The 8,678-nt window shown below is 57.7% G+C and carries 7 protein-coding genes and 1 pseudogene; 4 read left to right on the top strand and 4 right to left on the bottom strand.

Going from position 1 to position 8,678, the window contains the following annotated elements:
* Nucleotides 1-116: 116 nt before the first annotated feature.
* Together AAC035_RS15100 and AAC035_RS15095 are read right to left on the bottom strand one after the other, a co-directional pair.
* Nucleotides 117-1,007, bottom strand: a complete 891-nt coding sequence (locus tag AAC035_RS15100) for an alpha/beta hydrolase (RefSeq protein WP_339805577.1) — start codon at nt 1,005-1,007, stop codon at nt 117-119.
* Between the two features lie 77 nt (nt 1,008-1,084).
* Nucleotides 1,085-1,837 (bottom strand): annotated as a pseudogene (locus tag AAC035_RS15095) (CLCA_X family protein); the annotation flags it as partial.
* Between the two features lie 579 nt (nt 1,838-2,416).
* Between AAC035_RS15095 and AAC035_RS15090 the strand changes: the two are divergent.
* Together AAC035_RS15090 and AAC035_RS15085 are read left to right on the top strand one after the other, a co-directional pair.
* Nucleotides 2,417-3,796 (top strand): NAD(P)/FAD-dependent oxidoreductase, encoded by a 1,380-nt coding sequence (locus AAC035_RS15090; RefSeq protein ID WP_339805575.1) that lies wholly within the window; start codon nt 2,417-2,419, stop codon nt 3,794-3,796.
* A gap of 69 nt (nt 3,797-3,865) precedes the next feature.
* Nucleotides 3,866-4,543: a CIA30 family protein gene (locus AAC035_RS15085; RefSeq protein ID WP_339805574.1), complete on the top strand. Its 678-nt coding sequence runs from the start codon at nt 3,866-3,868 to the stop codon at nt 4,541-4,543.
* A gap of 125 nt (nt 4,544-4,668) precedes the next feature.
* Here the strand turns inward: AAC035_RS15085 and dsbG are convergent, their stop codons facing one another.
* Nucleotides 4,669-5,463: a thiol:disulfide interchange protein DsbG gene (dsbG, locus tag AAC035_RS15080; RefSeq protein WP_339805572.1), complete on the bottom strand. Its 795-nt coding sequence runs from the start codon at nt 5,461-5,463 to the stop codon at nt 4,669-4,671.
* A 110-nt stretch (nt 5,464-5,573) separates the two neighbouring features.
* Nucleotides 5,574-7,415 carry a protein-disulfide reductase DsbD gene (gene dsbD / locus AAC035_RS15075; protein WP_339805570.1) on the bottom strand — a complete coding sequence of 614 codons (1,842 nt, stop codon included), beginning with the start codon at nt 7,413-7,415 and terminating at the stop codon, nt 5,574-5,576.
* A 234-nt stretch (nt 7,416-7,649) separates the two neighbouring features.
* On the opposite strand from dsbD, the gene AAC035_RS15070 reads away from it, so the two are divergent.
* Nucleotides 7,650-8,333, top strand: a complete 684-nt coding sequence (locus AAC035_RS15070) for a response regulator transcription factor (protein WP_339805568.1) — start codon at nt 7,650-7,652, stop codon at nt 8,331-8,333.
* Nucleotides 8,330-8,678: sensor histidine kinase N-terminal domain-containing protein (locus tag AAC035_RS15065; protein ID WP_339805565.1), on the top strand; the 349-nt coding region annotated here is incomplete at its 3' end. The genes AAC035_RS15070 and AAC035_RS15065, both read left to right, overlap by 4 nt.

The raw sequence follows: 8,678 nt of genomic DNA, 5'->3' as shown, positions 1-8,678 counted from the left end.
AAAGGCCGGCCACGAAAGTGGCCGGCCTTTTTTTTGACAACGACGTTATACTGAAATCCGCTGATTAAGGTAGCTTCTATAAGCTGGATGATCTGCATTCATGCTACATCGACTTATTACCGCCACCGGTTAATAAACGCCACGGCGGCAGGATTAACCTGCTGCGGATGGGACGCGCTGAGGAAGTGCTGGCCGCCCTCAACGATTTTCAGCTGCGCATCTGCTGACTGGGTAAACAGGGCTATCCCGTTCTCAGCGTTGGCCACCGAATACACCGAATCGTCGGTTCCGTGGATCCAGAGTACGGGACAGGTGACCGATCCTATCCGTGCTTTCAGGCTGTCGCGATCACGAAGATTGATGGCGCAGGTTCGCAAGCGTTCACGGCCCGCATCCCCCCTGTAATTGCGGCGGTACACCTCAAGCCAGAAGGCCCGATCCTCCGGCGTTACGGTATCGCCCAGCCCGGATTCAAGAACGCCATGGACGAAGCCATTCGGTACCGTCCAGTCATCAGGCACGGGCCCGGCCAGGGCATCGATGGCCGGGGTGCAGAATTCAGTGCCATTCCAGCAGCCCAGATCGCGGCTGTGCTGACTCTCATTGTCCATGGATGTGCCCAGTGGAATGATCCCCCTGATCCGGTCCGGTGCCAGCATCGCTGTCTGGGTAACAATCCAGCCGCCCTGGGACGTTCCCAGAGCAAAGGCGTCGGCAATACCGAGAGCGTCGAGTACCTGGAGGTTCGCGATCGCGCTGTCCCAGTAGGTAAATTGGCGATAGCTCGGCCAGGTCTCACCGTGGCCGTAGGGTTCAATCGCAAGAAGGTTGGCCACGCTCATCAGCTCAGAGTCGGCAAACTGCGGCCGGAACAATTCCACAGAGGTGGTGAACGAGTTGTTCATGATCAACGTGGGTAACGAGGGGTCGTAGGGTTTGCCGAATCTATAGCCGACTCTGGAACCACCCAGATGGGGGATGTCGATCGTTCTGGTTTTCTCAGTCATTTACCGATCCTTTGTTATTGGTTTTGGCGGACACGCCTCCCAATGTATCGGACTGGCACCTCGTTTTCACCCCGATTTCACCCTGCTTTCGCCTGCTCCCGATACAACGCTGCACCCAGAGCGTGGAAGTATTTCTGGAAAGCGCCGTTGATGTGCTGTCGTTGTTCACCCTCCGGGTACAGCCCAGCCTTGGCTTCGTCGGAATACACCGTACCCCTTACCAGAAAATCGTTGCGAGGCTGGCTGTCTTCGACAAACGCCTCAAAAGCCCGGGCGCAGAGCTCCTCCGGTCTGGCGTAATAGAGTACTTTCAAGTCGGCGTCGGCCTGCTGCGAGGTTCGGAATAGCTGACTTGGCTCAGTGCCATCCTCATTCAGCAGGATGGCTTGGAAGCAATGGTTCAGACGATCGTTCAACGGGTGAACCTTTCGGGAAGCGCTACTTAACCAGGCACTGGAAGCAAAACCGAATTTGCCAGGATCCCGGAAAGCCCGGGTACCCATGTAGTGATCAAACGCATGAAACCATTCGTGAGCCAGGGCGCCCGTACCGGCATTTTTTGCCAGCGCCAGCTGTCGGGTGGCGGGAATATAGTGCGCCGCCACACCGGGCCGGCCGCCAATTCCGAATTGCAAGCCGAGGGTGCCACGCAGGGAAATCAGGGTTTCAGGACCGTTGAGGACCGTCATCAGATCGCACAGAGCCTGATGAAACCGGCCCGCCGCACGGTCCCGCTCCGGTGCTGTTACCCAGCGCCCGACTTCGATGTTGCGAAATTCGAAACGGCGTCGGACGGTGACAAAGGAAACTGCAGAGTGTTCTGTCATATCACTGCCCCTTTTTCGGCGGACCGAACCACGTTCGCAAACATTCGAAGAATATTCACCATCAGATCACGACGGAAAGACAGGCAGGCAAAGGTTCTGTGGCAATAAAACCACGCGCGGTCACGAGATAAACACAGAGACATAGCCTGGCCGAATACTGTATGCATGAACAGTTATTCTGACCAGCAGCGGCGGGAAGGTCAAGCGTCCGCCAACAGGAACGCCCGTTTTGTGGTAGAGTTATCCCGCTTATCCACGGAATCAGATCAGTAAGCTGCTTTACTTCCCGAGCGTCTCGAGCGTCTGCCCACAGGCGATACTCGAGCACCTTGCAGTTCGGCCGACACGGCCTGAGCGATAATTTTCCGCCCTGAAGCGTATTGCCAGTATCGCCTGGCAAACGGAGCCTCCGGTTTTACGCCCGCAGTTAATCCTGCATCCGGCGCGTGCCTGTGCGAACCGTATGCAGCGGGTTACGAGTTTGTCGTTCGGACAGTGCCAGGTCCGGCCGTGACTTTTTTCGGCGAATGAGCAAGCTCTCGCTCTTTCGACCGACGCACATCCTGACAACAGGAAAATACTATGAGTTTTCGAATAGCCATCCTTGGGGCCGGCCCAAGCGGCCTTGCCCAAATCCGTGCCTTTGAAGCGGCACGCCTCGCCGGCACCGACATTCCCGAGATCGTCTGCTATGAAAAACAGAGCGACCTGGGCGGACTGTGGAACTACACCTGGCGCACCGGCCTGGACGCCTATGGCGAGCCCGTACATGGCAGCATGTACCGCTACCTCTGGTCGAATGGCCCCAAGGAATGCCTGGAGTTTGCAGACTACAGCTTCGAGGAGCATTTCGGCCGACCCATTCCCTCCTACCCGCCCCGGGCGGTACTCCGCGACTACATCATGGGACGAGTGGAAAAGAGCGGTGCGCGGCAGTACATCCGCTTCAATACGGCGGTTCACTGGGTGGACTATTCAGAGCAGACCGGCAAGTTCGCGGTCACTGTAAGGGATCTCAAAGAAGACTCCCTGTCCACCGAAGAGTTCGATTATGTGGTGGTGGCCACCGGGCACTTCTCGACACCCAATGCGCCCTATTTCGAAGGTCTCAACCAGTTTCCCGGTCGTGTCCTCCATGCCCATGACTTTCGTGACGCCTGCGAGTTCGCCGGCAAGGACCTGCTACTGATCGGCAGCAGCTACTCTGCCGAAGACATCGGCACCCAGTGCCATAAATACGGCGCGAAATCAGTGACCTTCAGTTATCGCAGCCAACCTATGGGTTTCGACTGGCCGGAATCCTTTACGGAAAAGCCTCTGCTCACCAAAGTGGTCGGCAAAACCGCCTGTTTCAAGGATGGCAGCAGTCAGGACGTGGATGCCATCATTCTCTGCACCGGCTACCAACACCACTTCCCGTTCCTGCCGGATGAGCTGACCCTGAACACCCACAACCGGCTCTATCCGGAGGGCCTGTACAAGGGCATTTTCCTGGAACAGAACCCGAAGCTGATCTTCCTCGGCATGCAGGACCAGTACTACACCTTTAATATGTTCGATGCCCAGGCCTGGTATGCCCGGGACGTTATCCTCGACAGGATTACACTGCCGGATGAGTCCGCCATGGCCGCTGACAGTGCGCACTGGGTCAGCCGGGAGCAGGAGGTCGAAAACCCCTTCCAGGCCATCGACTTTCAGGCTGCCTATATCCGTGATCTGTTGCAGCCCACCGATTACCCCACCTTCGACGTCGAGGGCGTGGCGGACATTTTCAAGGAATGGGAACACCATAAAGAGGCGGATATTCTTGGCTACCGCAACAAGAGCTATCGTTCAACCCTGACCGGAACCCTGGCACCAGCCCACCACACCCCCTGGATGGATGCGATGGACGACTCCCTGGAAGCCTTCCTCAATGAACAGCCGGAAACGGAGCAGAAGACCGCAGTAAGCGAAACCTGAGCAGGTTCTGCTAGACTTCTGTCTCTGCAAAATTCAACAACCCAGAGACCCTGACCGGCGCGCCGTTTTATGAAAGAGATCGCAACAACCCTGCTGGCCCTGTGCGCTGGCAGCGCATGGGCCTGTGCGGACGGCATGGGGCAACAGTCGCCGCAACGTTCATTGCACAGCGGTGTCAGTCTATCGAAAGCTCAGGAAGGTCAAGCCATGAAAGAGAACAGCACGACCGATGGTTGCGTCCAGGAACAGACCCGTACTCTCGTTGTGTTTGACCGGCAACGCGACGCGCTGAACTGGCAATCGCTGGGTGACCGTGTGATGGGCGGGCAGTCTGACGGTGCAGTGGTACAATCTGACGAACGGTATGGCTACTTCTCGGGCACCGTCAGGCTGGACAACGGCGGCGGCTTTGCTTCCGCCAAAGGCGACCTGCCGGAGGCCCTGGACGCCTCCGGCTTTACGGGTATCGAACTGCTGGCCCGGGGCGACGGCAAAACCTACAAGATTGGGCTCCGAACCAGCACCGATCGCCGCAGCATTGTCTACCAGCACAGTTTTACGCCGGATACGGAAGGGTGGAGCCGCATCCGACTGCCCTTCAATGACTTCATCCCCACCTGGCGTGGCCAGACAGTGACGGATGCAGAGCCACTGAATACCGGACACCTGGCATCAGTGAGCCTTTTTGTATCCGGACGTCAGGCTGGCGAATTTCACCTCAAAATGCAGAACTGGGTGCTCTTTTAAAAGGAACCAACCGAATCAGGCTGTTAAGGTTCCAATACTTCATACAGCTGACAATAACCTGAAATATGGCGTGGGCCTGGCTGTCTCAGTTGGCAAAATCAGCTTTCAGCCAGCCCGGCCCGTTTTCAGGGTCGGCTGCTGCCCATCATGCCGGCCAGTTCCTCCGGCCGGGGAACGCCCTGCTTGACCGCAATGGTCCCGTCATCCACTTTATAAAAAGTACTGGGCGTAGCGCTCAAGCCCAGGTTGTTCATCAGGCTGTTGTTGGCGGTCACCCGTTTGTGGTTTGCGCTTACGATCTCCCGGTCTACCTCAATGCCGCCATTTCCATAACTGCTTTGATTAACCTTCAGAGCGGACTCCGGGTCGTCGGCGCCCAGAATAGTGGCGGCTTTTGGCAGACTGTCCTGCTTCAGAATTCCCACCATGACATGCCGTAACTGAACCCGGCCGGCCTTTATCCAGGGCTCGGCAGCCTCGCGAAAGCGATGGCAGAACGGGCAGTTCGGGTCGGTGAAGGTGTAGATCACCACCGGGGCGCTTTCATCACCGTCCCGAACCCATGCACTGTCTTCCAGCTTTGACCAGGCTTCTGCATTTTGCGGTCCGGTAATCGCCTGCCGGATGTTGGTTTCCGTAATATTTTCACCTGTGTCAGATAGCATCGGCCCGATCACCACGTGCTTTTTGTCATTGGTCAGGTAAAAAGAGACCGGCTTGCCCCTCATGGTCCCTACATAACCGGTCATGCCGCCAGGCGCATCAAACTGATCGACAATTTCCACGCCGCGCTCGACCAGCACCTGAATTGCGTCCGGGTGAGCGGTCTCAGCACTCACGCCCTGCCCTGCAGCAGCTGCCGCCAGCAAGCTGACAGCAAGTAGCGTTGGTTTGATCGCTAAATCAGATATCCGTAGCATCGAAAAATCTCCTCAGAGGTTGAACTAGTTGTGTTCGAAGGATTCCAGCTTCCGGGCCAGACTGGCGTTGGACAGCTCATTCAAGTGGGTAAGCTGGCAGAGTGCATGGATTACTCCGTCACTCCTGTCCTGGCCGTGGAGAGCCGTTCCAGAAACGCCTCTGCTGAAATTTCACCTATGGTTCGCTGGGCCCGGTACTCCCGCCCGTCGGGACCGAAAATCATCACCGTGGGCGGCCCCAATACCTGCAACCGCTGCATCAACTCCTGATCCACTTCGTCATTTTTCGTCACGTCAGCCCTCAACAAGGTCATGTTTTCGAAGGCTTGCTGAACCCTCGGGTCGCCAAAAACCTCCTCCTCAATGACTTTGCAGGAGACACACCAGTCGGCATAAAAATCCACCAGAGTCCATTGCCCGCGCTCCCCCGCAGCGACCAGATTCCGCTCAAGATCCGACCAGGATTTGAAGTCTTCAAAACTTTGTTCACTGGCTGCCATGCTGTTCGTGATCACCACACCACTTCGCGTCAGCTTCTCCAGGGGGTAGAGCATTTGATGGCCTCCGGCCGCTGCGCCAATAACCATCAGCGCACCCCAAAGGCCTATTACCGCTCCACTGCTGGACAGCACATTGCGAAGCCCTTTCCTGCTAATGGCGGCGGCGGTCCTCCACAGGATCAGACCCGAGCCCAACAGCAGTGCTCCCCACAACGCCAGTACCAGGGAGCTGTCGAGGACCCGGTCGAGGAACCAGATGGCAGTGCCCAGCAGGATGAATCCGAAAACTGCTCTGACCGCTTCCATCCAGGCACCGGGTTTCGGCAACAGACTGGATCCAAACGTTGCCAGTACCAGCAAAGGGGCGCCCATACCCAAACCCAGAGCCAGCAGAGCCATGCCACCCAGGGCTGCATCACCGCTGTCAGCGATATAAAGCAACGCGCCGGCAAGGGGGGCAGTCATACACGGACTCGCAAGCAGGGCTGAGAAGAACCCCATCACTGCGGCACCGGCGAGACTGCCTCCGCTTTGACGGCTGTTGGCGCGCTGCAGCCGATCGCGGATTGGCGCGGGCAATTGCAACTCATAGAGGCCAAACATGGACAGGGCAAGTACCACGAAGATGACCGCCAGGGGACCAATAAAGAGTGGTTGCTGGAGCATTCCCTGCAGGTTGGCTCCGGCCAGTGCCGCAACAACTCCCAGCGCTGCATAAGTCACCGCCATGGCCAGCACGAACATCAGCGATAGCCAGAATGCCCGGCTACGCCCGGCTCCACTGCCCACGATTACCGACGACAGAATAGGGATCATTGGCAATACACAGGGGGTGAAGACCAGCAATAAACCCAAACCAAAAAAGACAAGGAGATTCCAGAGCAAGCCACTGTCAGTCAGCTGACGGGCGAAAGACTGATCCACTGCCAGTTCACCGGAAGCGGCGCCGGATGAACTGTCTGTCACAGGAAGAGCACTGCCGTTCCCGGTGCCGGATTCGTCGGTCCCCGCGCCAGCAGCCTTCGCCGGAGCGCCGGTGCGGTCAATCACCGCCTGCTGTGGCGGATAGCACAGGCCCGCCTCAGCGCAGCCCTGCCAACCCAGCTGGATGGTTTCAGCACTGCCGGTTCTGATTACCAGTTCAGCACTGTTGAAGTAGACCTCTGACTCTCCGAAAAACTCATCGGAGATGGTCTCACCCTCGGGATAGATGACCTCTTCCAGAGCTCCGTTCTGCCCCTGGATCTCAAGGCGCTTGCGGTAAAGGTAATATCCGGGTGCAATCTGCCAGGACAGCCTGATCGTGTCCTCACTGAGCGCCTGAACGTCATACTGAAACGCCTCATCCACAGGCAGGAACTCATTGCCCCCTCCGCCCAATGACTGGGCCTGGGTCACTGTCGTACCCACCGCTCCCAACAGGGCGCTTAATAAAAGCAGTGCTCTGAACATTCCCACGTACGAGTCCTCTGACTGGATGAATGGTGTCACCGACTGTCTATCCGGAACGGGAGTGTCATTGAGCTGTATTAAGTCAACATTAAGAGCTGACCGAAGCACGATGCAGCGGCACGCCTCCATGGATGGCAGGATCTCGTTCGCCCTGTGGCGCTCAGACTCTACGTATTGCCCAATACCCATGGACGCCATACAGTGGCTCAGAGCGATCCAGTTGAAGGAATCAAAGTGCATGTTCTGATAGTGGAAGATGATGAACTTGTAGCTTCCGGCATAAAGGCCGGACTGGAACTTCATCACTGTGTGGTCGACCATGTACGCACGGGGCGGGAGGCGCAGCAGGCGCAGGAACAGTTCAACCCTGATGTGGTGGTGCTGGATCTGGGGCTGCCCGATGTGGAAGGGCTTGAAGTTCTGGCGCGATGGCGAGCGGCAGGTGTACGCACCCCGGTCCTCATTCTGACCGCAAGGGATGCCGTGCAACGCCGGATCGAAGGGCTCGAAGCCGGGGCGGACGATTACGTCCTCAAACCCTTCGATCTGGACGAACTCGCCGCACGGTTGCGCGCCCTGGTACGTCGCTCCGCAGGCAGAGTCGTGGCGGAAATCTGTCATGGCGACCTGACCGTGCGCCCGTCGACCGGTGAAGTTCTGCTTGGGGAGGAACCGGTATCCCTGTCCCGCCGCGAACTGGCGTTACTGGAAAAACTTCTTAACTCACGGGGCGCGGTCTTGAGTGAAGAGCGCCTGAAAGATGGCCTTTACGGCATGGACACCGAGGTCGAGAGCAACGCCCTGAACGTTCATATCTACCATCTTCGACAGAAACTCGGGAAACAGCTGATCATCACGGAACGTGGCGTCGGCTTCCGGCTGGGTCCACCGGTTCGCTGCCCGGGCGCCATAACATGAGTCTCCGCAGCCGCCTCCTGGTCATGCTCAGCCTGTCCCTGATCGGACTCTGGCTGGCGGTGGCCATGGTGATGTACCTGCATCTGGATACCAAGGTATCGGAGACACTGGACCATCGCCTGGCGGCTTCGGCAAACATGGTGGCCGGCCTCATTGCGCAACAACCCGAGTCCTTCACCCAGCCGTCGCAAGAACCATTACTGCTGTCGCCGTTAAGTGAAGGCGTCGCCTGTCAGATTCGCTCAGCCAGTGGTGAGATCCTGCTGCAGACCGCCGGTCCGCGCGGGGCCTCGTTAGCGGAAGCACAACCCGGTTTCTCTACCCGTACCATTGCCGGGGAGGAAT

Source organism: uncultured Marinobacter sp. (assembly GCF_963974375.1).
Lineage (GTDB): Bacteria > Pseudomonadota > Gammaproteobacteria > Pseudomonadales > Oleiphilaceae > Marinobacter.
This window is presented reverse-complemented; position numbering and strand designations above follow the sequence as displayed.

Excerpts from the sequence above, each read along its gene's own strand:
- AAC035_RS15100 (WP_339805577.1), bottom strand. The coding sequence starts at position 1,007 with ATGACTGAGAAAACCAGAACGATCGACATCCCCCATCTGGGTGGTTCC.
- dsbG (WP_339805572.1), bottom strand. The coding sequence starts at position 5,463 with ATGCTACGGATATCTGATTTAGCGATCAAACCAACGCTACTTGCTGTC.
- AAC035_RS15090 (WP_339805575.1), top strand. The coding sequence starts at position 2,417 with ATGAGTTTTCGAATAGCCATCCTTGGGGCCGGCCCAAGCGGCCTTGCC.
- AAC035_RS15085 (WP_339805574.1), top strand. The coding sequence starts at position 3,866 with ATGAAAGAGATCGCAACAACCCTGCTGGCCCTGTGCGCTGGCAGCGCA.
- dsbD (WP_339805570.1), bottom strand. The coding sequence starts at position 7,415 with ATGTTCAGAGCACTGCTTTTATTAAGCGCCCTGTTGGGAGCGGTGGGT.